18 protein-coding genes and 2 tRNA genes are annotated in these 21453 nt (G+C 47.8%); 10 read left to right on the top strand and 10 right to left on the bottom strand.

The window, feature by feature from the left end; all coding sequences use genetic code 11:
- The 3 genes from Q1B04_RS08560 to Q1B04_RS08550 all read left to right on the top strand — a co-directional run bounded on the left by Q1B04_RS08560 (position 1) and on the right by Q1B04_RS08550 (position 3142).
- Positions 1 to 1305 carry a M20/M25/M40 family metallo-hydrolase gene (locus tag Q1B04_RS08560; RefSeq protein WP_299758078.1) on the top strand — a complete coding sequence of 435 codons (1305 nt, stop codon included), beginning with the start codon at positions 1 to 3 and terminating at the stop codon, positions 1303 to 1305.
- Positions 1306 to 1403: 98 nt separating this feature from the next.
- A complete protein-coding gene (locus Q1B04_RS08555; protein WP_299758076.1) occupies positions 1404 to 2276 on the top strand; it encodes a hypothetical protein in 873 nt (290 codons plus the stop codon).
- 152 nt (positions 2277 to 2428) lie between these two features.
- A complete protein-coding gene (locus Q1B04_RS08550) occupies positions 2429 to 3142 on the top strand; it encodes an SIMPL domain-containing protein (protein WP_299758074.1) in 714 nt (237 codons plus the stop codon).
- Positions 3143 to 3179: 37 nt separating this feature from the next.
- On the opposite strand, the gene Q1B04_RS08545 is transcribed toward Q1B04_RS08550, so the two are convergent.
- Positions 3180 to 4043: an endonuclease/exonuclease/phosphatase family protein gene (locus Q1B04_RS08545; RefSeq protein WP_299758072.1), complete on the bottom strand. Its 864-nt coding sequence runs from the start codon at positions 4041 to 4043 to the stop codon at positions 3180 to 3182.
- A 414-nt stretch (positions 4044 to 4457) separates the two neighbouring features.
- Here Q1B04_RS08545 and priA point away from each other — a divergent pair, with 414 nt between their 5' ends.
- A complete protein-coding gene (gene priA, locus Q1B04_RS08540) occupies positions 4458 to 6989 on the top strand; it encodes a primosomal protein N' (protein WP_299758071.1) in 2532 nt (843 codons plus the stop codon).
- A gap of 305 nt (positions 6990 to 7294) precedes the next feature.
- Here priA and Q1B04_RS08535 read toward each other — a convergent pair whose 3' ends face one another.
- The 4 genes from Q1B04_RS08535 to Q1B04_RS08520 all read right to left on the bottom strand — a co-directional run bounded on the left by Q1B04_RS08535 (position 7295) and on the right by Q1B04_RS08520 (position 12593).
- Positions 7295 to 7480 carry a hypothetical protein gene (locus Q1B04_RS08535; RefSeq protein WP_299758069.1) on the bottom strand — a complete coding sequence of 62 codons (186 nt, stop codon included), beginning with the start codon at positions 7478 to 7480 and terminating at the stop codon, positions 7295 to 7297.
- A 105-nt stretch (positions 7481 to 7585) separates the two neighbouring features.
- Positions 7586 to 9025: a DASS family sodium-coupled anion symporter gene (locus tag Q1B04_RS08530; protein ID WP_299758067.1), complete on the bottom strand. Its 1440-nt coding sequence runs from the start codon at positions 9023 to 9025 to the stop codon at positions 7586 to 7588.
- Positions 9026 to 9118: 93 nt separating this feature from the next.
- Positions 9119 to 9652, bottom strand: a complete 534-nt coding sequence (locus tag Q1B04_RS08525) for a DinB family protein (protein ID WP_299758065.1) — start codon at positions 9650 to 9652, stop codon at positions 9119 to 9121.
- A 379-nt stretch (positions 9653 to 10031) separates the two neighbouring features.
- A complete protein-coding gene (locus Q1B04_RS08520; RefSeq protein WP_299758063.1) occupies positions 10032 to 12593 on the bottom strand; it encodes a M14 family metallopeptidase in 2562 nt (853 codons plus the stop codon).
- 441 nt (positions 12594 to 13034) lie between these two features.
- On the opposite strand from Q1B04_RS08520, the gene Q1B04_RS08515 reads away from it, so the two are divergent.
- Entirely contained in the window at positions 13035 to 13730 is a 696-nt protein-coding gene (locus Q1B04_RS08515) for a TIGR02117 family protein (RefSeq protein ID WP_299758061.1), read from the top strand.
- A gap of 57 nt (positions 13731 to 13787) precedes the next feature.
- Here Q1B04_RS08515 and Q1B04_RS08510 read toward each other — a convergent pair whose 3' ends face one another.
- Both Q1B04_RS08510 and Q1B04_RS08505 read right to left on the bottom strand, forming a co-directional pair.
- The gene (locus tag Q1B04_RS08510; protein ID WP_299758059.1) at positions 13788 to 14501 is read right to left on the bottom strand and encodes a pirin family protein; all 714 of its coding nucleotides are present in this window, start codon (positions 14499 to 14501) and stop codon (positions 13788 to 13790) included.
- Positions 14502 to 14523: 22 nt separating this feature from the next.
- Complete coding sequence (locus Q1B04_RS08505; RefSeq protein ID WP_299758057.1) at positions 14524 to 15108, bottom strand: nitroreductase family protein; 585 nt, start codon at positions 15106 to 15108, stop codon at positions 14524 to 14526.
- Positions 15109 to 15385: 277 nt separating this feature from the next.
- Here Q1B04_RS08505 and thiL point away from each other — a divergent pair, with 277 nt between their 5' ends.
- Entirely contained in the window at positions 15386 to 16411 is a 1026-nt protein-coding gene (gene thiL, locus Q1B04_RS08500) for a thiamine-phosphate kinase (protein WP_299758055.1), read from the top strand.
- 148 nt (positions 16412 to 16559) lie between these two features.
- On the opposite strand, the gene Q1B04_RS08495 is transcribed toward thiL, so the two are convergent.
- Entirely contained in the window at positions 16560 to 16928 is a 369-nt protein-coding gene (locus tag Q1B04_RS08495; protein WP_299758053.1) for a hypothetical protein, read from the bottom strand.
- 93 nt (positions 16929 to 17021) lie between these two features.
- Positions 17022 to 18434, bottom strand: coding sequence for a 23S rRNA (uracil(1939)-C(5))-methyltransferase RlmD (gene rlmD / locus Q1B04_RS08490; protein ID WP_299758051.1), 1413 nt, complete (start codon positions 18432 to 18434; stop codon positions 17022 to 17024).
- Between the two features lie 288 nt (positions 18435 to 18722).
- Between rlmD and Q1B04_RS08485 the strand changes: the two genes are divergently transcribed.
- The gene (locus tag Q1B04_RS08485) at positions 18723 to 19532 is read left to right on the top strand and encodes an SDR family oxidoreductase (protein ID WP_299758036.1); all 810 of its coding nucleotides are present in this window, start codon (positions 18723 to 18725) and stop codon (positions 19530 to 19532) included.
- 80 nt (positions 19533 to 19612) lie between these two features.
- On the opposite strand, the gene Q1B04_RS08480 is transcribed toward Q1B04_RS08485, so the two are convergent.
- The gene (locus tag Q1B04_RS08480; RefSeq protein WP_299758033.1) at positions 19613 to 20350 is read right to left on the bottom strand and encodes an SH3 domain-containing protein; all 738 of its coding nucleotides are present in this window, start codon (positions 20348 to 20350) and stop codon (positions 19613 to 19615) included.
- Between the two features lie 73 nt (positions 20351 to 20423).
- On the opposite strand from Q1B04_RS08480, the gene Q1B04_RS08475 reads away from it, so the two are divergent.
- The 3 genes from Q1B04_RS08475 (at position 20424) to Q1B04_RS08465 (ending at position 21442) form a co-directional block, all read left to right on the top strand.
- Positions 20424 to 20496: transfer RNA gene (locus Q1B04_RS08475), tRNA-Lys, on the top strand.
- 136 nt (positions 20497 to 20632) lie between these two features.
- A tRNA-Lys gene (locus Q1B04_RS08470) sits at positions 20633 to 20705 on the top strand.
- 119 nt (positions 20706 to 20824) lie between these two features.
- Complete coding sequence (locus Q1B04_RS08465) at positions 20825 to 21442, top strand: DUF4403 family protein (RefSeq protein ID WP_299758031.1); 618 nt, start codon at positions 20825 to 20827, stop codon at positions 21440 to 21442.
- The last annotated feature ends 11 nt before the right edge of the window (positions 21443 to 21453 follow it).

Here is a 21453-nt window from a genome sequence, read left to right as displayed (position 1 = left end):
ATGAAATTGAAATTCGCCGCCCTTATACTTAGTTGCGGAATGGTAGCCACTGCAACAGCGCAGGATGTAAGCACCATCAGTCAGCAGGAAGTTACGCGCATCGTATCCACACTTAGCGCCGACGATATGGAAGGCCGCGCCTCCTTTACCCCCGGCATCGACAAAGCCGCAGCGTTCATTAAAAGCGAGTTTCAGCGGATAGGCCTGCAGCCGCTGCCCGGCGAGGATGGCCTGCTCCAAAGCTTCAGCGTGTACCGCGTTACCCCAAAGGAGTTGGAGGCAAAGCTGAACAAGAAGAAAATCTCGCCGGAGCATATCTTCGCGATGACGGATAAAGAGGAACTGGAGTGGACACAGAAAGGCAAGCAGCAGATCGTGACGATCGGCGAGAACGATGATTTCCGGAAGGTGCTGCCAACCGTGATGAACAACCAGGAGCAGGATGTGCTGGTGCTGGTGCACCCGAAGCACAGCGATATTTTTGAGCGCTACAAGCACTACATGGACCGGGGCAGCGTGAAGCAGCAGCTCAGCCCCAACGGCGGCAGCAAAGTATTTATACTTACAGATCAGCTCAGCCCCAAAAAGTATAAGCTGGAGGTAGAGAATAAAGTAGAGCAGCTGCAACTGACCAACGTGGCTGGCATGATTGAGGGCAAGCGCAAAGATGAGTTTGTGGTGTTCTCGGGCCACTACGACCACATCGGCATTCAGGAAGCCATAGAAGGCGACAGCATTGCCAACGGCGCCGATGACGATGCAGCGGGCACTACAGCCATGATGCTACTTGCCGAGTACTACAAAAACCAGCCACAGCCGGAGCGCACCTTACTTTTTGTGGCTTTTACCGCTGAGGAAATGGGCGGATTCGGCTCAAAGTACTTCTCGGAGCAACTGAACCCTGACCAGATTGTGGCCATGTTTAATATTGAGATGGTGGGCAAACCCTCCAAGTTCGGCCCGAACAGCGCCTACCTCACCGGCTTCGAGCGGTCTGATTTGGGCAAACTGATGCAGAAAAGGCTGGAAGGCACGGCGTATAGCATTCACCCCGACCCATACCCGGAGCAGAACCTTTTCTACCGTTCCGACAACGCCACGCTGGCCCGCCTCGGCGTTCCGGCCCACACCATCTCCTCGGTGCAAATCGATCAGGATAAAACCTACCACACCGTTAACGACGAGCTGGAGCAGCTAAATATGGAACACCTTACTAACATGATCCGCGCGGTTGCCCTGGCCTCTGAAGGTGTAGTTAACGGCGAAGATACACCAACGCGAGTGGATAAATCGCAGGTGAGGTAGATAGATTTGAGAACATCCGGTTATCAGCTATATTTAGCTAATAACCGGAATAACTCCTTATATGCAGTAGTTAGCGGCAATGCGAAAAAATCAAAGTTATGATTCCACAAAGAATACAAGCTCTATTTGAGTTCATAGATTTTTTGGACAATAACAAAAAGGAGTACATTCAAAAATATATTCCGGTCTGCAACAAACTCGAAAAAATAAAATTTGAGCAGAAGAAATTAAAATCCGAAAAAAATTATATTGATAAGCAAAAATACGAAAAGCTACAGGAAGAGATTGACAATGACTTTCCGGTAATATATTCAAACGTTTACTTACCTATTATACATAAATTAAAAGAACTGAGAATCTGGTCTGGTGATCAAACATGTTCGAGCATTTGGAACAATAACATTCAAGCTATCTTCGACTTTAAAAGAAATTTTGAGGAGGAAGATGTTTTTAAAGTGCTACACTTTAAAAACAAATACTTAAGGTTTAGAAACGAGACTAATTCTAATTTCCTTAGTTTACAACTTGTTTTCAATGATTTGGATAAGATATTAAAGGAGCTGTTTGATTTTTTCAAAGACTCTAAAAAAAATGAATTTGAAAAATTTGAATCTAAAATTATAGGAGTTAATAGCTTAGAACAAGCGATTGAAGGCTTAAAAAATAACGATAAGAACCTTCTATATTCTATCCCTATAAAAGTGCTTCTTGATAACTCTGATAAGCAAAAAATTCCAGCAAGTTCGATAAATATAAAAAATGATATTATAATGGGAGATAAAATTGAAGCTAAGAATATTTCTAATAATAAAGGACCTATTAGTATCGGCAAGAAAAATAGGATTGAAACTTATGATAACGATTTAGATAAAAAGGCATTCAAATGGCAGAAATGGGGTATTATCATAGCTACACTTTTGGCTATTATAACAATTGTGTTGATGATTATAATAGAATCAAAGAAAGTATAGCTGCCAACATCAGCTGTATGAAATGCGGGTTAAAGTGATAAATAAAGATCTTTACACAAACTGAACTAATCGTTAACTGGCAAGGAAAGTAACTTGAAATCTCGCAAGCGCCATAGCTTAACCGTTACACCCACCACGAAAGACTATAATTCATGAAAAAGTTAATTCTTGTAATAATATGTGCTTTGCTGCAGTCTTTAGCGGGCTTCGGGCAGGCAAAGAATTTTGTTGATCAGCCGTTTATAGAAACTTCAGCTTCGGTAGACACGCTGGTAACCCCTGATGAAATTTACCTTAATGTCTTAATTAATGAAAAGGACACCAAAGGAAAGAGCTCTGTGGAGGAATTAGAGTCCAGAATGGTGAAAACGCTACAAGAGTTAGGTATTAATACAGAAAAAAACCTCGCGCTTAATGACTTGGGCAGTAACTTCAAAAAGTATTTTCTTAAAGGGCAGGATGTGCTTAAAACAAAAGTTTACTCCCTGAAAGTAGATAATGCGCAGACGGCAGGTATGGTTATTCTTGAGCTGGAGAAAATCGACGTTTCAAATATACACCTGGACCGAACCGAGTTCTCAGGCATTGATCAACTTAGGTTAACGCTTAAATCCAAGGCTATTGCAAAAGCAAAAAAGCAGGCCGAATACCTAGTTTCGCCATTAAACCAAAAAGTGGGAACCGCTATCTTTATTTCTGACCAAAGCAGCCCTGATTTTAGCAATCAACTTCAGGGCCGAGTAGCTGGAATTGTTGTAACAGGCTATGGCACTTCAAGTAAATCCGAACCTAAGCCCGCTGATATTCAATTTGAAAAGATTAAGGTTGAAAGCAGTGTAAACGTAAAATTTAAACTGGAACAATAACCCAAAAGCGGCTCCCACTCAGGAGCCGCTTTTTGGTTTATTTCTTCTTCGCCTCATACTTTACCTCTGCCATCACCGGGAAATGATCCGAGGGGAAAAGGCCGTTGGCGTAGGTGTCCGTCAGGATGCCATACTTGCTAACGCTAAAATCCGGAGTGAGCCAGATGTGGTCTATGCGTTCGTCGGTTTGGCGGCTTGCCTCAAAGGCATTAAAAGTGCCGCGTGGTTCGTAGCGGAATTTTGCCAGTTGGTAAGCAGCCTTCAGGTCGCTGCCGGCGCTCATGGCTTTATACTTTTCGTCGTGCTGGCTAAAGTTAAAATCGCCGGTAAGTATAACAGGCGCTTTTCCGGCAATCTCTATTATCTTTTGCTGCACCAGCTTTACGCTTTCTTTGCGGGCCTGCTCGCCACGGTGGTCGAAATGCACATTGAACAGGTAAAAAGTATAACCTGTACCAAGCTCCCGAAACTGCCCCCACGAACACACGCGCGGGTAATCGGCATCCCAACCCTTTCCTGGCTTATCAGGCGTTTCGGAGAGCCAGAAGTGGCCTTGCTTCAGTAGTTTATACTTCTCATTTTTATAAAACACGGCCGCATACTCGCCTTTTTCCTTGCCATCGTCGCGGCCCACGCCAATATAGCTGTACCCCGCAAGTTCTTTAGCCATGCCTTGCAGCTGGTGGTGCATTACCTCCTGCGTCCCGAACATATCAAAGTCATGAAACTGCACCAGCCCCGTAATAGCTGGCAGGCGTTTGCTCCAGGCATTTACGGTATCGTTTACATTATCGTAGCGGATATTAAACGTTGCCACGCGCATGGTTTGCGCCTGAGCAAATATGGAGGCGCCGCAGAACAGCAACAGCAAACTGGCAAAGTAAAAGGCTTTACTTATCATAGGTATTGGTTTAAGTATAATTTGATCCTATAAAAAGGCATTTCGACGTTTAAGATAGTATATTTCCCCTCACCTGCCAAAGTGTAAATTACCGCTGCACACCCTTCGCTGGTGCGAGCTTGCAGCTAGTACCTTAAAGCGCAATGCTATATACATTCAACTTCTAATTAATGCAGCTTTGACTAAAGAGGATATGAGTTGCAAGCTCGCAACAGCATATAGATTTCACAGATTTATCTGCTTCTTTAATCGAGGGAATGGCAATCACTTGCAAAAGTCTTTCATCGCTTTAAGCTAACTTTTTACCCGAACCCGCCAACGTATAAACCGGGCATCTTCACGGGAGGCACCTGATATAACGTACATTCGTCAATTTTTTACGACCTTTGCATTTAGCTAAAAGTATAAATACCCTTGTCTGAGTTACTGAACTTTAATTATCCGCCGGAGCCAAGCACAGATCGCGTTACGCTGTTTGCCGACGTGATTCTTCCGCTGCCCTTGCCCAAGCTGTACACCTACCGCATCCCTTACGAGATGAACGACGAGGTGCTGGTGGGCGTGCGGGTAATTGTACAGTTCGGGGCCAAAAAAGTGCTTAGCTGCATCGTAGCCGACATCCACGAAAATGCCCCCGCCGATTACCAAGCCAAGTATATCCTGGATGTGCTGGATGATAAACCCATCATCACAAAACCGCAGCTTCGCCTTTTTAAGTGGATTGCTGATTATTATATGTGCACCCTGGGCGAGGTGATAAATGCCGCCTTGCCTTCTGCGCTTAAGCTCAGCAGCGAATCCCGGATACAGTTGCACCCGCATTATAACCCTGAGGAAGACGAGCTTATACTTGCCCCGCAGGAGGAAAAGATCATTTTTGCGCTGCACAACAACCAAGCGCTAACGTTTACCGAGGTAGGCAACCTGCTGCAGCTCAAAAGCTATCATAAGTTTATAAAGTCGCTGATACAGAAGGAGGCTATTATTATTTATGAGCAGGTAAGCGATAAGTTCTCGCCTAAAGTGGTAAAGAAAATTCGCCTTACAGAGCATTTTGTACAGGAAGAGGGCTTGCTGGAGGAGCTTTTTAACCAACTCACGCCGCAGCCAAAGCAACTGGACGTGCTCCTGAATTACCTGCAGCTTGTACCTGTGCACCAGGATGTTAACCTAAACTACCATGGCATCGAAAAAAGTGCCTTGACCAATAACCCGCACCTCTCCGCCTCCTCCATTAACACGCTCATTAAGAAAGGTGTTCTGGAGCAGTTCGACCAAATCGTGTCGCGGTTTCCGATAGAGCATGGCAACCAGCAGCTGCCCATGGCGCTGTCGGAGCACCAGTTGCAGGCCAAGGACGAGATTTTAGGCTTGTTCAAGGAGAAAGATACCGTGCTGCTGCATGGCGTAACGGGTAGTGGCAAAACCGAAGTATACATCGACCTGATAAAGCACGCCCTGGACAGCGGCGGCCAGGTTTTATACTTGCTGCCCGAGATTGCCCTCACCGCCCAAATCGTGACGCGCCTGATAAAGGTATTCGGCGATAAGCTGGGCATTTACCACTCCAAGTTCTCAGACAACGAGCGCGCCGAAGTATGGCAAGGTATACTTTCAGGCCGTTTTCAGGTCATCGTCGGGGTGCGGTCTTCCATCTTTTTGCCATTTCATGATTTATCGTTGGTGATAATTGATGAGGAACACGAGCCAAGCTATAAACAGTATGACCCGGCGCCGCGCTACAATGCCCGCGAAACCGGGCTGATGATGGCGCACCTGCAAGGCGCTAAAACCTTGTTGGGCTCGGCCACGCCATCCATAGAAAGCTATTACAACTGCAAAACCGGCCGCTGGGGTTTGGTAAGTATGACCAAGCGTTTCGGGGAGGCCAAACTGCCGGAAATTGAACTGGTGGATACGCGCCGCGAGCAGCAGCGCAAAAACATGCATAGCCACTTTTCGGCGAAACTGCTCACCGAGATTGAGGAGCGCCTGAAGCGCCAGGAGCAGGTAATCCTGTTCCAGAACCGCCGCGGGTATGCCCCGTTCATCAGCTGCGACGAATGCTCTTGGATACCCAAGTGTAAGTTCTGTGCCGTAAGCCTGTCGTACCACAAGTATAACAATGAGCTGCGCTGCCACTACTGCGGCTACCACGAGCGCATGCCCCACGATTGCCCCGCCTGCGGTGCCACCACGCTTAAAAGTATGGGTTTCGGTACCGAGAAGGTGGAAGACGAACTGAAACTGATGCTGCCCAGCGCCGAGGTGCAGCGTATGGACCTGGACACTACCAAGAAAAAAAATAGTTACCAGCAGATCATTTCTGACTTTGAGACAGGCCGCACCAACGTGTTGGTGGGCACCCAAATGGTTACCAAAGGCCTCGATTTCGAGAATGTGAGCCTGGTGGGCATACTTAACGCCGATACTATTATCAACTTCCCGGATTTCCGGGCACATGAGCGGGCCTACCAACTGTTTGTGCAGGTAAGTGGGCGTGCTGGCCGCAAGGGCAAGCCGGGTTCGGTTATCATCCAGACCCGCGACCCGCTGCAGCCAATCTTCAACAAAGTGCGCAGCAACGACTATTCTACCCTTTACGAACACGAGATTGAGGAGCGCATGCGTTTTGGCTATCCGCCCTTTACCCGCATGATCCGGATTACGGTGAAGCACGCCGACGATAAAACAGCCGAGAACGCTGCCATTGTGCTCACCAAAGATCTATCCGACCGCTTAGACAAGCAGCAGGTGCTGGGGCCGGAGGTGCCATACATCTTCAAGATCCGTAATTTATTTCTACAGGAAATCCACATAAAACTGCCCCGCGACTCAACTAATTTAAAAGCCGCCAAAAGCCAGATTGCGCAAGCCATCTTCAACCTAAAACTGCTCGCTGATTTCAAAGGGATTCGGGTAGTGGCGGATGTAGACCCGGTGTAATTACAAACCGTGCAGAAGGAAATCAATGTAAGAAATGGCTTACATATACTTTCAGCTTAATTTGATAGGCAGATAATTTCCTTCTAAAAGTGTCAAAAATAAAAAGTCAATAAAAACAGACATTAACGGCATTTTAGGTCGTTTTTAAAAAATACTTCTGTTTTTTTCATCCAAATAAAAACCTTCCGCAAACCACTGCCGTAAATATAGATACCTTTGGCTAAAAGTTGAGAACCTGAAAGTATGATTGTTCAGAAGGGACAATAGATACTTTCAGGTTTTTCTTTTTTATACCCCCTCTCCTACTACTGTTGCGGCTCATTTTTCTTGAAAAGCAAGAACAAGTAAATCACACCAAAAAGCAGAAAAACCACAAGGAGGATAAGATCCATGGTGGAGTAATTTCCTGTGAAAACTCTATAGGCATTCAGTCCTGCAAACACAAAGCAGGCAATTGTCATGATTATTCTGTACGATCTGCGGTTCTGCATGAGTAAAAGTATGATAGTATAAATGGTAAAATCTTGTTCTGAAGCAGCTCTGTAAAGTACATGTAAACTTTTAAATTACTGCCAGCTGAAATTATTTTTTGCCCGCTACCACATCATATATAGTATAACCCAACAGGTTATCAGCACTGTAGCTATTATATTCAGGATGAAGCCGGTACGCACCATTTGCCCGATTGGCACCATTTTACTGCCAAACACGATAGCATTGGGTGGCGTGGCCACAGGAAGCATATAGGCCATACTACAAGCCACTACCACACCCAGCACCGGGTAGAGCAGCGGCAGACTTAACCCCTGCAGCACACCTATAATAATGGGTATAAACGTAATGGCAATAGCAGTATTCGAGCTTACCTCTGTTAGCATCAGCACTAAAAACACCAGCGCCAGCACCAGCAGCATTTGCTGTTCAGGATCAATAAAAGTGGTGATGCTGCGCCCAATCACATCAGCCAGACCAGAGCTGACCACCAACTGCCCCAACGCCATTCCGCCCCCGAAAAGAAGTATGGTGTCCCAGTCTATCTTCACCAGGTCTTCGGACGTAAGCGTGCCCGCCCCCATGTTTTCCTTGCCCGGCGGAATCAGAAACAACAGCAAAGCAGCTAATACGGCCACGGTACTTTCCGCGAAATAAGTGCTCATAAAAGTATAGGCTCCCTCCATACCGAGCAGGTTGAATACCCCTGGCGCCAGCCAAAGTATAACTGCCAGCATAAAGACGCTCATGGTTACCAGCTCTCCTTTGCTCAGCTTGCTCTCTTGCCGCTGATGCTCTGCCACATACGCCTTTACTGTATCTCTACGGTACAAGCCCTTGTTGAGAAAATAGCGCATGTATAGCAGCATAAAACCATACATACTCAGCGAGATAGGCAGGGCCAAATACATCCACTGCAGAAAATCTATCCGGATGCCTTCCTGCGCCAGGTAGTTTATACCAATCAGGTTGGGAGGAGAACCGATAATTGTGCTGATACCGCCAATGGAAGCACTGTAGGCAATACCCAGCAGAAAGTATACTGCCGTGCTTTTCCCATGCTCCGGGTGGCACACCAGTTGCGTTACACCCAGCATGAGCGGCAGCAGCATAGCCACTGTTACAGAGTTGCTCACCCACATGGAAAGTAGAAAAGACACAGCCGAAAAACCTAAGAACAGCCGGAACAGGCTTTTCTGGAAAAATTTTCGTGAAAGTATAAACAGAGCAATCCGCTTGTCCAGGCCGTGCCGGGTCATGGAGCGGGCCAGCAGAAAACTGCCGATAAAGAGTAAGATGATAGGATGGCCCAGGTTCTGAAAGGCAGTTTCTATCTCCGCAATCCCTAGCATCACAGCCAGCAGTACACCCAGAAACGCCGTCATGGAAAGCGGAATTACCTCGGCCATCCAAAATACCAAACAGAAAGACATGATGGTAGCCACTAAGCGCGCCTGGTAATCCAGGGCAGGCGTCAGCAGCCACACCAGCAGCGCCAGCAGCGGCGCGGCCACCATACCTACATTGCGGCGAGTTAAGGACATAGCTATACTTTGCAGGCTTTCATTAAAAATCAATTCTACCTAAAGATATAGAAAAGTATAGGTGTAGCCATGTAGCGCTTGTGCAGCCAGAAATTAAGCCTTCAGGTACCGTTCGCGGATTATTTTCTGGTGATGCACCTCGTGCCCAAGTATAACATAACCGAGCGCCCGTACGCTAGCCTTTTGTCCGCTGGCAATGCCTTCCTGCTGCAGCGCCTCCTCATCAAAGCCCTTGAACAACTCGATAGTGGCCGTGCGCAGCGAAGTATACTCTGCAATAATCGAGTTTATATCGCGGGCATCGGCTTTTGAGGTTTGCGCATATTGGTTCTCTTCAAAGCCGGGCAGCTCTGTTTTGTCTTGGCGGGCAAAACGCAGGGCACGGTACGAGAAAATTCGCTCAGCATCCATCAGGTGCACCATCAGCTCCTTAATGCTCCACTTGCCCGGCTCATACCTAAACAACAGCTGCTCCTCGGTCAGCCCCTGCACCAAACCTGTGATAAAAACGTAGCTGGCCGTCAGTCCTTCAATCAGGTCTTCGGTTTTGGCTTGCTGCACATAATTGGCCATGTAGCCGGTGTACTCAGCTGGTGCGGGCGGTGTGATGGTTAATTGCGATTTCATGCGTTTGGCATCTGTAAGTATAGACGCTCTGCAAGTTACAAATTTATACTATATAGTGGTTAATGAGAGGATGGCTGCTGATGATCTTGGATTTGTAACTTAAGTACTACTTTGTAAGGAGAATGACACCGCTCGCGAGCAATTCCCTTCCTGTGTGGGTTTAAGGTTGGATACCTGCAGCACCACAACAATAATCCTTCTACTTGATTCCAAAAAATAAGCCTCCTCCTTAAACAGGTAAAGTCACGAATTTCAGGCTTACAAGTATAGTTTTGAGATGCCATGTTAGTTGGAGCCAATCTTGGAGAAAACCCTAATCTCAGAAAAATCCCCTGCTCCGAAAGAGGAACAGGGGATTTTTCTGAGATTTATACTTTACTTATTGGCCTACTACAAAAACAGCATTCCCGAACATGAGTTTGCCACTTTGCCAGAAGCCTCTGAACAGCGGGTTATCCGCCAGGTATACCACCTGTCCACGGCCCATGTTCTGAGCTCCAAGTATAAGCGCGTCCTGCAGCTTCTCTTTTGCTTCCTGGCCCACATAGCCGGCAGCATAGTTGTCCTTCTTCAGTACGCCGACGTTCCAGCCATCTTCCATAAACTGGAAAGTGCTGGCCGAACGAATAAGCGCAAAGTAGCTATCGCCATAGCCAAATGCCAGCGGGTGGGTTCTGTCCAAGTCGACACGGTACACGCTGCCCTGTACCTCTTCTGCCAAAGCCACACGCTCACGCGTGGCATACGTGCGCAGGTTTTCATAAGGGTCAGTCTCTTTTTCACTGCCTTTACCTTCGGCTTTCTCATCAGCGTCAGCGCCTTTTTTCTCTAGCTCAAAGCCTTTTTTGCCAGCCAGAAAACCCGCTGCACCTTCAAGGGCAATCAACTTGCCGCCTCCGCGCACCCAATCCTGCACCTTCTCCAGTGTTTTCTCATTCAGGAGTTCAGTATAGGAGCCGGTCGGCAATATCAGCACATCAAACTCCTGTAACGGCACCTGGTTAAAGTATGAGGTATTAAGCACCGTAACCGGATAATTGATCTGTTGCTCAAAGAAGTGCCATATCTCCCCGAAACCGTATGGAGAAACGCCTTCGCCGGACATCAGCGCTACTTTCGGCATTTTAAGGTAACGCACATTCCCGGATCCAAAATCAGCGCCGCTGCTCACAAAACCTGTGTTGGTGGCTGTAAGCTGCACGTCGTTTGCCTGCGCCAGTTCGCGCACGGTGGCATCAAATTTATTGCCAAAACGCTCATTGCCAGTGCGTGTGATAATCAGTGTGCCTGCCTCATACTTGCTGTTATTTATCTCAAACGGGCGCTCTGCCATGCGCACTTTAATGTTCTGCTGCATCAGCTCTGTAAGAAACTGCAGATCCTGTACGCTGTTCCAGCGGGCCAGGTAGGCGTAAGGTTTTTCTATGCTGATGGTTGCTGCGGCAGGCGCGGCAGGTGCCGTGGAACTCATGTCTACCTTTCCTTTTACAGCATACGTCTGAATGCCGTAAGCATAAGGCAGTGCCCAGGATGTAATGTCGTACGTCAGCGAATCCTCCAGCGCGGACTTGGGTTCAAACAGCACTTTAACCAGCACCGATTTTGGCTGATACATGCTGATGACCACATCTTCCGGAGTCAGCTCCACGCGCTCAGTTTTGCCATTGCTATAGTTATACCCTCTTACAGAGCTGTTTTTACCGGCATATCCAAACTGAATACCCTGCTGCTGCAGATACTTCGTCAGCATTTTAAGGTTGGCGGCACTCGTAGCACTGCTTTTCAACACAAAGGATTTATACTCGCCTTCGGGACTGCGGAGGCTAGTGCTATAATATTTCTGAAACTCCTGCTTCAGTGCGTCTGCCTTCTCAGAAGTAGCTTTGATCGTGGCCTCGCTTGCCGCCACGTGGTGTGCAATCCTGTCCGTCAGCGTGAGCGTATCACCGTCTGATTTCTTGTAAGCCAATCCTGCACGGCCAGAGCCGCCCTGCTCATAAGTCATGCCGATAGCGCCGTTATAAGTTGGCCAGGTATCGCCGTAGCTCGGGTAAAAAAGGTCGAAGCTTTCGCGGGTAAAGTATAGCCAGTTGTTTTTATCGAAATACTGGCGGTTATACTCTCCGATGGTGTTTTGGAACTGGCGCTGCCAAGGCGTAATGCTCTCATGGAAAGGCTTTGCCGCCGGCGAAAAGTAGTAAGGCGACTCCGCACCCATTTCATGGAAATCGGCATGCACCTGCGGCAGCCATTTATTGTATACCTGCAGCCTTTGTTTAGACTCCACCTGTGTTTGCCAGGCCCAGTCGCGGTTTAGGTCAAAGTAGTAGTGGTTCGGTCTGCCGCCCGGCCACGGCTCGTAGTGCTCCCAGGCGTAAGGCGAGGCATTGCCGCCGCGGTTAGAGGCCTGCTGGTACCACTGCACATAGCGCTCACGGCCGTCAGGGTTCACCATCGGGTCAAGTATCACCACAGTGTTTTGCAGCCACTGCTTGCTTTGGGCATTATTTGGGTTCACAAGATCATACAGCACCTGCATCACCGACTCTGAGCTTACCGACTCATTGCCATGCACGTTGTAGCTTAGCCAAACAATAGCGGGCTGGTCTCCTTGCACATTGCCGTTCTGCATACTTGCCTGGCGCAGGTTGTTCTCACGAATCTGCTCCAGGCGCGGCAGGTTCTCGTCTGATGCCACGTAAGCCAACACCAGCGGCCGGTTTTCATACGTGCGGCCGTACTCCTCTACCTTTATGCGGTTGGGAGCTTGTGCGGCCAAATACTTTACATAATCCAGGATGCGGTTTTGAGTGGTAAAATGCTCTCCCAACTCATACCCTAAAAACTGAGCTGGAGACTGCAGTTGCTGCTGTGCCATGGCATAGGGTATGCTTAAAAGCACCAGCCATAAAGCAGTTAAACGCTTTAGCGTGTTTATCATGTTTCTTTGTGAGTAAAAATTTAATGGCATTAGGAATTCTGCACAATCTGCGCAAAAACAGCGAATATGGCAAGTTTGCAGCCTCATCAGCCTTTAGTCTTGCTAACTTATGCTGTTTTGTATATCATTAAAATTCGGAAAGGTATTTTAACAAAAATAAAATTTCATACCTTTGTACCCGAAATCCATTTTGGGTTTCTCTACGCCCTCACTCCTACTTGAAAACTAAAGCTGCTGCAAAGTAACTTGTTCCGCAAGCCACACACTTTCCAGATTTATTTCAAACCAGCCAGAATAGCAAATTTTGTTAACAGCTGGCTCAGAGGGCGATTTTTGAATAGAAACTAAACTAACTAAACTACACTCAGACCCGGTACTTTGTACCGGGTTTTGTTTTTTAAGCCAATCATACTTTCCAGGCTTTACACGTATCTATCAGATATGCGTTACGTCATTGGCAAAATAACGACTTTTATACTTTGGCTGCTGGTTGCTGTGGCAGGAGCGGCAGTGTTGTTTATGGCGGCGGCAGTTATACTTGGTAGTATTACTGTAAATAGCGGGTTTGCACAGGTACAACCGCAGGAGGAGCATATTGAGATCTATGTTACCTCAAACGGAGTCCACACAGATATCATCGTGCCGGTCTCTTCCCCTTACATTGATTGGCGTGAAAAACTGCCGCTGCACCACTTCGGCAACGTGGACAGCACATTCAGGTACATCGGCTTTGGCTGGGGCGATCGCAGGTTTTACATGGAAACGCCAGAATGGTCTGACCTGACACCGAAAGTTGCCCTTACCGCCGCGCTCTGGCCCACCCGCACTGCCATGCATGTAGCGTACATCCGCACCCGGCTGGTACCCACCAAAAGGCAAAGGCCTATACGCATATCACCGGAACAGTACCAGCGCCTCATCACTTATATTGATGAATCTTTTGTGCAGCAAAACAACCGTTACCTACATATTAAAGGCTCCGGCTACTCTGAAAGAGATACTTTTTATGAGGCGAACAGGAAATTCTATATCCTAAAGAACTGCAACAATTGGGTAAACCAGGGGCTGAAAACCATAGACGTTACAACAGCTGTTTGGGCACCTTTGCCGTTTGCTGTAATGCGTCACCTGCGGTAAAAAGAAAAACCCCGGCAATTGCCAGGGTTCCTACTCAAATCACTAAACACTAAATTTTTATTTCATGGGAATCTCCATTAGTAACAGCTCAGCGCCTTCAGATGTTTTAATCTGAATTTTATCTGCCTCGCTGATGCCCATTCCGTCGCGCTTGCCTAGTTTTTCACCGTCAATCTCCACCTCTCCGTCTATCACAAAAGTGTAAAGGCCGTTACCTTGCTTGTGTAGCGCATACTCTTCAGAAAAACCGCTGTTTAACGTACCTAAGGTAAACCAGGCATCCTGATTTATCCACAGAGCTTCGCCGTTTTCGTCCGGAGAAATCACCGTCTGCAGTCGGTTCTGCCTGTCTTCCGGTTTAAAGGTTTTCTGGCCATAGCGCGGCGTAATGTCTCGCTTATTAGGAAACACCCAAATCTGCAAAAAGTTTACAGACTCCGTTTTAGATCCGTTATACTCCGAATGCGTAAGCCCGCTTCCTGCCGACATGATCTGCACATCATTCGTATTTATCACCTCCTGCGTGCCGGTGCTGTCGCGGTGTGCCAGCGAGCCTTTCAACGGAATAGAGATGATCTCCATATTGTCGTGGGGGTGCGTACCGAAGCCCATGCCCGGTGCCACCACGTCATCGTTCAGCACACGCAGCAGCCCGAAGCCCATACGCTCAGGGTTGTAGTACTGCGCAAAACTGAAAGTATGATGAGAGTCTAGCCAGCCGTGGTTTGCGCGGCCGCGTGTAGCTGCCTTATGAATTACCTTATTGCTCATAGTTCGATTTTTTTGATGCTGATTACTTTTGCTTCCACTTGCCTTTAAACGCCAGCTCATGTAGAGGCTTACGCTTGCGCGGTGCCAACTCCCGCTCTTTCAGCACCTCCGGCAGCGACTCCGGATCGCCTACATACCCAACTGCACCCATCGATACGGCTTCATACCCTTCGGGTATACCCAGCATCTGCTGCGCCTTTCCAGCATCAAAACCGCCCATCAGGTGTATGTGCAAACCTAAGTCTGTGGCCTGCAGCAGCAGGTTTCCGGTTGCCAGGCCTACATCATGCCAGGCATGCTTATTCAGGTTGCCGTTAAAATCATACTTGGTTTTGGCGATGCTGATAAAAAGTGCCGCTGCGTTTTTAGCCCAGCTATTACCCTCCACCAGGCAGCTGCCGAGGCGGTCAAAGGCTTCTTTTTCTTCTTTCGTGGCATAAATAAAGCGCCAGGGTTGCTCGTTCATGGCAGACGGTGCCCAGCGTGCCGCCTCAAAAAGCGCTTCCATTTGCTCGTTGCTCACACTCTCGCTGCTAAAGGCGCGGGGGCTCCAACGGTTCTCAATTAAGGTATGCGTGGCGATGTTATTTTCCGTTGCTGTTGACATATCTATAGTTTAAAGTATAAATCGAAATAAGGCTTTATGTTTTCACAAATTTAATGTACATACATATAATGTACAAACATAACACTGATTTAGTTCAGACTTTATTCATACAAAGTATACTTCATCAGGTTGGAAAAAGCTAGCGCTACAGGTTTTAAAAGGCGGCATAAGTATAAAAGCACTTCAAAACACCCTCCCCTTTTAACAGCAGGCAAGGCACTGTGTCAGCTCTGTATCTAATTTTGTATCTTTGCAAATCTAAAACAGATTGAAAATTATGAGCGAATATACTCCACTAAGTGAAGTAGGCGAGTTTGGCCTTATCCGTAAAATAAAAGAGAAAATTGAGCTTCGTAACGAGTCTACCATCAAGGGCATCGGTGATGATGCAGCCGTGCTGGAGCTAAAGGAAAAGCAGGTGGTGGTATCATCGGACATGCTGCTGGAGAGCGTGCACTTTGACCTGACTTTTTGCCCGCTAAAGCACCTGGGTTATAAGGCTGTGGCTGTAAACGTATCGGATATTGCCGCCATGAATGCCAAACCAACGCAAATTACGGTAAACATTGCCGTTGGCGCGCGCTTTACCCTGGAGGCTGTGGAAGAACTGTACGAAGGCATCCGCCTGGCTTGCGACAATTATAAAGTTGATTTAGTAGGAGGCGATACAACTTCTTCGCGTGCCGGCCTGGTGATTAGCGTTACAGCCATCGGCGAGGCTGCCCCGGAGGAGATCGTGTACCGTAATGGCGCTAAAGTAAACGACCTGGTGTGTGTAACCGGAGACCTGGGAGGCGCTTATATGGGGCTGCAGATTCTGGAGCGCGAGAAGCAGGCTTTTATGGCTAACCCGGACATGCAGCCGGAGCTTGAGAACAAGCAGTATATTGTGGGTCGCCAGCTGAGGCCGGAGGCACGCATGGATGTGATCTATGACCTGAAGGAGCGCGGCATTAAGCCAACTTCTATGATTGATATTTCGGACGGACTGGCCTCGGAGCTATTCCATATCTGCAGCCAGTCTAAGGTGGGTGCCGTGGTGTACAAAGACAACCTGCCTGCTGATCCTCAGATGCTGGAGACTGCGGTAGAGTTTAACATTGACCCGCTGACATGCATCATGAACGGCGGCGAAGATTACGAACTGCTTTTCACGGTGCCGCTTGCTGCCTACGATGAGTTGAAGAACCACCCAGATATCACCATCATTGGCAACATCACGCAGGAAAGCGAAGGCGTGAACCTGGCCACCAAGTCCGGACAGGTGTTCCCGCTGAAGGCCCAGGGCTGGAGCCACTTTTAAGAAATTTATACTTTGACAAAACGAAGAAAGGCAGCCGTAATAGCTGCCTTTCTTCGTTTATTTCCGGTACAAAGCTTTTATCCCCTGCCTCTCCAGAAGCTAGTCTGCGATTCGCGACTTTGAAGAGTGAGAACTTATCTTTTTTAATTTAATCCTCCGGATAAGGTATAAACACGAAGTTCTGAAACTCGCCATCCACCACGAACAGGCAGCAGAACTCATCCGGGTCTTTGTAGGCGGCTATAAACTCTTCCACTTTATCCTCTACCACCAGCTGGCGGTTTACAAAATCTTCCAGATAAGAAGCGTTAATGTGCCAGTCCAGCGCCACTTCTTCTTTGGCCAGGAACACAGAGCCCACTGGCACCTGCGTGCGGCTGAACACGAATATAGGATACTCAGAAATTTTGCGTTTACGCACCTGGTAAGATGCCTCTTTCAACGTTTCGGCCACTACCACAAAATCCTGCGAGATAGTGCCCAGGTATTTACCATTCAGTTCCGGATCGTTTTCCATATTCTTATTTGCGTATCACCTAACACATCTCAGGCAGCAAGACTTTCATACACTTTTATTTTGCCACTTGATACGTGCTACGAGTTACGTTTTCTATTTAGCGGTTAACAATACTATATTCTCTACATGGTGCGTCTGCGGGAACATATCCACAGGCTGCACGCGCGTTACGTCATACTTTTCAGACAGCCACTCCACATCGCGGGCCTGCGTGGCCGGGTTACAGCTCACGTATACAATACGGCTCGGGTGCACCTGCAGCAGTTTTTGCACCACATCCTCGTGCATTCCGGCGCGTGGCGGGTCTGTTATCACCACATCCGGCCTTCCGTGGCGGGCAATCAGCTCATCCGACAGAATATCCTTCATATCGCCGGCGTAAAAAGTGGTGTTAGTGATATCGTTGATCTGCGAATTTATTTTGGCGTCCTCTATCGCGCTTGGCACATACTCAATACCGATCACCTCACGGGCCTGTTTTGCCACAAAATTAGCAATTGTTCCAGCGCCGGTGTACAGGTCATACACCAGTTCGTTTCCGGTCAGGTTGGCCAGTTCGCGTGTCTTCTTGTATAGCTCGTAGGCTTGGTTAGCGTTGGTCTGATAGAATGATTTTGGCCCTACCCTAAACTTGATGCCCTCCATTTCCTCGTGTATGTATGGCAGTCCTTTGTAGCACACCACCTCCAGGTCATGAAACGTTTCGTTGCCCTTACTATTGATAACATAATGCAGCGAAGTGATCTCCGGGAAAGTCGCGCCCAAATGCTCCATCAGCGCCTGCATCTCTTCCGGTCTGTCCTCATACACCTGCACAATCACCATCAGCTCCCCGGTAGTAGCCGTACGGATAATGAGGTTGCGCATGTATCCCACCTGTTTCACGATATCGAAAAACGGCAGGTTGTGCTCTTTGGCGTACTTCCGCACTTCCAGTCGGATGGCGTTAGACGGGTCTGGCTGCAGGTAGCAGTGCTTAATATCCAAGATTTTGTCAAAACGGCCGGGAATGTGAAAACCTAAGGCATCGCGGTCAAACTCCTGCCCCGACTGGATCTGCTCTTTTGTAAGCCAGCTGGTGTTCGAGAAAGTATACTCCAGCTTGTTGCGGTAGTAGCGGGTTTCCCCGGAGCCAAGTATAGGATCAAACTCCGGCAGCGGCACCTTACCGATTCGCTCCAGGTTGTCCTTCACCTGCTTCTGCTTAAAGTATAGCTGGGTATCATAGCCGATGTGCTGCCACTTGCAACCGCCGCAGGTGCCAAAATGCTCGCAAAACGGCTGCACACGCAGCTCCGACAACTCATGAAATGCCACAGGCTCAGCTTCCAAGAAGCTTTTTTTCTTGCGGGTTATGCGCAGGTCCACCACGTCGCCGGGGGCTACGCCAGCCACAAAAATCACCATGTTATCATGGCGGGCCAGGCATTTACCTTCGGCCACCATGTCCTCGATCTTAACTTGCTCGAGTATTTCGAATTTTTTCTTCTTGCTCTTATTTCTCACAGTGCCGCAAAATTACAAAAATCTAAGTAGATACGGGTGGTTGGTTGCTAGTTATTGGTTATTCGTTGATGGCTTACGGCAATGTAGAAGTGCAACACCTTGCATCTTGTCTGCGACTGAGCAGTAGTAGTATTGGTTTATGAGAACCAAGGGGCGCACTATACTTGCCGCTGAAAACATACTGAAGGCAAAGCCAGGTCGTACATTCACCCGCTCAACAATTTAACCATTCAACAATTAACCATTAACTTTATCTTTGCACCAGATTTTAGTTGAAGAAAGTATAAAATGAGAGATAAAGTAGTGTTGATTACCGGCGGCACGTCGGGTATTGGCAAAGCATTAGCCTTCGCTTTTGGCCGTGAGGGTGCGAAAGTAGCGGTATCGGGCCGCAACCAGCAGAACCTTGACCAAACCAGCCAGGAGCTTAGCGCGGCAGGTATAGCCAACCTCGCCGTTAATGCCGATGTGAGCGTGGAGGAGCAGTGCCAGCGCATGGTGCAGGAAACCGTAAGCAAGTTCGGTCGCCTGGACGTGCTCATCAACAACGCCGGCATTTCGATGCGCGCCCTGTTCGAGGACCTGGACCTGGACGTGATCCGTGAGGTGATGGATATTAATTTTTGGGGCACCGTGTACAGCACAAAGTATGCGCTCCCTTATATAAAGCAGTATGGAGGCTCTATAGTTGGCATTTCATCTATTGCCGGTTACCGTGGCCTGCCTGCTCGCACAGGTTACTCGGCCTCTAAGTTTGCCATGCACGGATTTCTGGAGACTTTGCGCACAGAGCTGCTGCATTCGGGGGTACACGTACTGCTTGCTTGCCCTGGCTTTACGGCTTCTAACATCCGTAACACAGCCTTAGCCGCCAACGGCCAGCAGCAAGGAGAAACACCGCGCGAAGAGGAAAAGATGATGAGCGCCGAGGAAGTGGCAGAGCGAATCCTGAAAGCCACCATTCAACGCAAACGCGACTTAGTGATGACGACGCAAGGCAAGCTGGCCGTGTGGGTAAACAAGCTTTTCCCAGGTCTGGCCGATAAGCTGGTGTATAACGTCATGGCGAAAGAGAAAGACTCGCCACTTAAGAGGTAATTTATAGATTGTTGATTGCTTATTGTTGATTGTCGTGCTTAGCATGAAAACAAGTAACAATAAGCAATCAACAATTAAAGTTACGGCAGCTCCAGCAGGTTGCTTTTACGGATATACGCCGTCTCCCCTTTCCACTTTATCTCGTACCAGATATCCTGCTCCCCCGTAATGGGTACTTTATGCCCTTGTGAGGTCGTGGCAATCCAATCAGCTCCGGCAGAGGGTGCCGACATAATGGCCACTTGATTGTTCTTGATGATGCCTTCGTCGCCCAGGTTCAGCAAATTGATATAGAAAAGTATAAACAGCAGGTAAAGTATAAACCCAGCTTTGAATGCCGTGCTAAACCTGTGCCCGCGCCGCCAGCTAAACAGCATAACCGTTACTGCGATTACAGCTATAAGCAGCATCAGCTCCAGTATGCGCATGTAATACTTGTTGAACTGTGTTTTAAAAAACTGCAGGTCGTTGTACTCGTAGCCTTGCAGCCGATACGCCTGCGCCAGTTCCTCCATTTTCTTTAGCGTAGAGCGGCTGGGCTCTTTGGTGTAGAACATGTGCAGGTAATACATAGCCCCTGTATAGTCGCGGAGCCCTTCTTTGATGTAAGCCATTTTGAGGAGCATCTGCGGCGAGTATTGCTGCTCCTGCTCCAGCAATTGCTCGTAAAAAACAAAAGCATCAGAATAACGTTGATTCAGGAACAGCGAATCTGCTTTAGCCAGTGTTAAATTAGTTGCCTGAGCATAAGCAGGTTCCGCCAAAACAGCCAAAAAAATAATTAGAAAGACAGATATTTTAGATAAGATATTTTGCATTTAAAAACTTAGCTGTTAGTTTTGCATCGCAATTCAGGGAAACGCCTTGAGATCGCAAGTTAATAAATAAACTGATTCTGTAGCTCAGCTGGTAGAGCAATACACTTTTAATGTATGGGTCCTGGGTTCGAATCCCAGCGGGATCACTTTAAACAATAAATAGCATTTTTTAACTGGAAGGTGTTTTATTGTTGCCTCTTGTAAAGGAGAGGAAAAAAGAAGTAAAAATGTTTTGACATTTTAAATAAAGCTTCTACCTTTGCACTCCCAAACAGGGAAAACGATTCTGTAGCTCAGCTGGTAGAGCAATACACTTTTAATGTATGGGTCCTGGGTTCGAATCCCAGCGGGATCACTTCAGAAGCCTCAAACTTACGTTTGGGGCTTTTTTTATTGCCTGCTTCAAACAAATATCACTATATACCTGTACTCTCTACAGATAATTCCTGCTGTTACATCACAACCCCGTTCTTCATGGAAGATGCCGTAAGAATATACATACCCGTCTCTGTCTCCTACCCTGCCCTGGAAGAAGTGCTGAAAAGCCAGCTGATTGGGGAGCACATCCCAAAGCCAGAAGCAGGATCAGACACGCCTCCTTACGCACAGATTCTGGATGTTGGTATTCGTGGCGCCAACGAAGGGCCGAACAAGGTTATTCTCCGGGTAAAGATCAGGATTCTGCGCACCATGCTGAAGCGCGATTCGGTGGACCTGTACGTGCTGGCTACATTGGGGTACGACAACGCTGCCCAGCAACTCTTTGTGCAGCAGTTCCACCTGACATCAAGAACCAACAGCGGCTTCTTTAACACAGGTTTAGAGGTGCTGGTAAACAAAGTGGCGTATAGTCAGATCATCAAAAAAGCGCGGGTAAACTTAAAGCAAATTATAGCCAGTGAGCTGCAGAAGGCAAACGGAATGCTGGCCGATGGCTTAGATTTGAAGGGGATAAAACTGACGGGTGCGGTAAATGAGGTACGGGTTCAGGATATTACGCCCCTGCCAGACAAGCTGATCCTTTCTGTGGAGTTGACAGGAAACATTGAGGCCAATGTACTGACTCTAACAAACCTTCTGCCGGCTAAATAAACATCATGCCC

The sequence above is a fragment of the uncultured Pontibacter sp. genome, from assembly GCF_947495565.1.
Lineage (GTDB): Bacteria > Bacteroidota > Bacteroidia > Cytophagales > Hymenobacteraceae > Pontibacter.
This window is presented reverse-complemented; position numbering and strand designations above follow the sequence as displayed.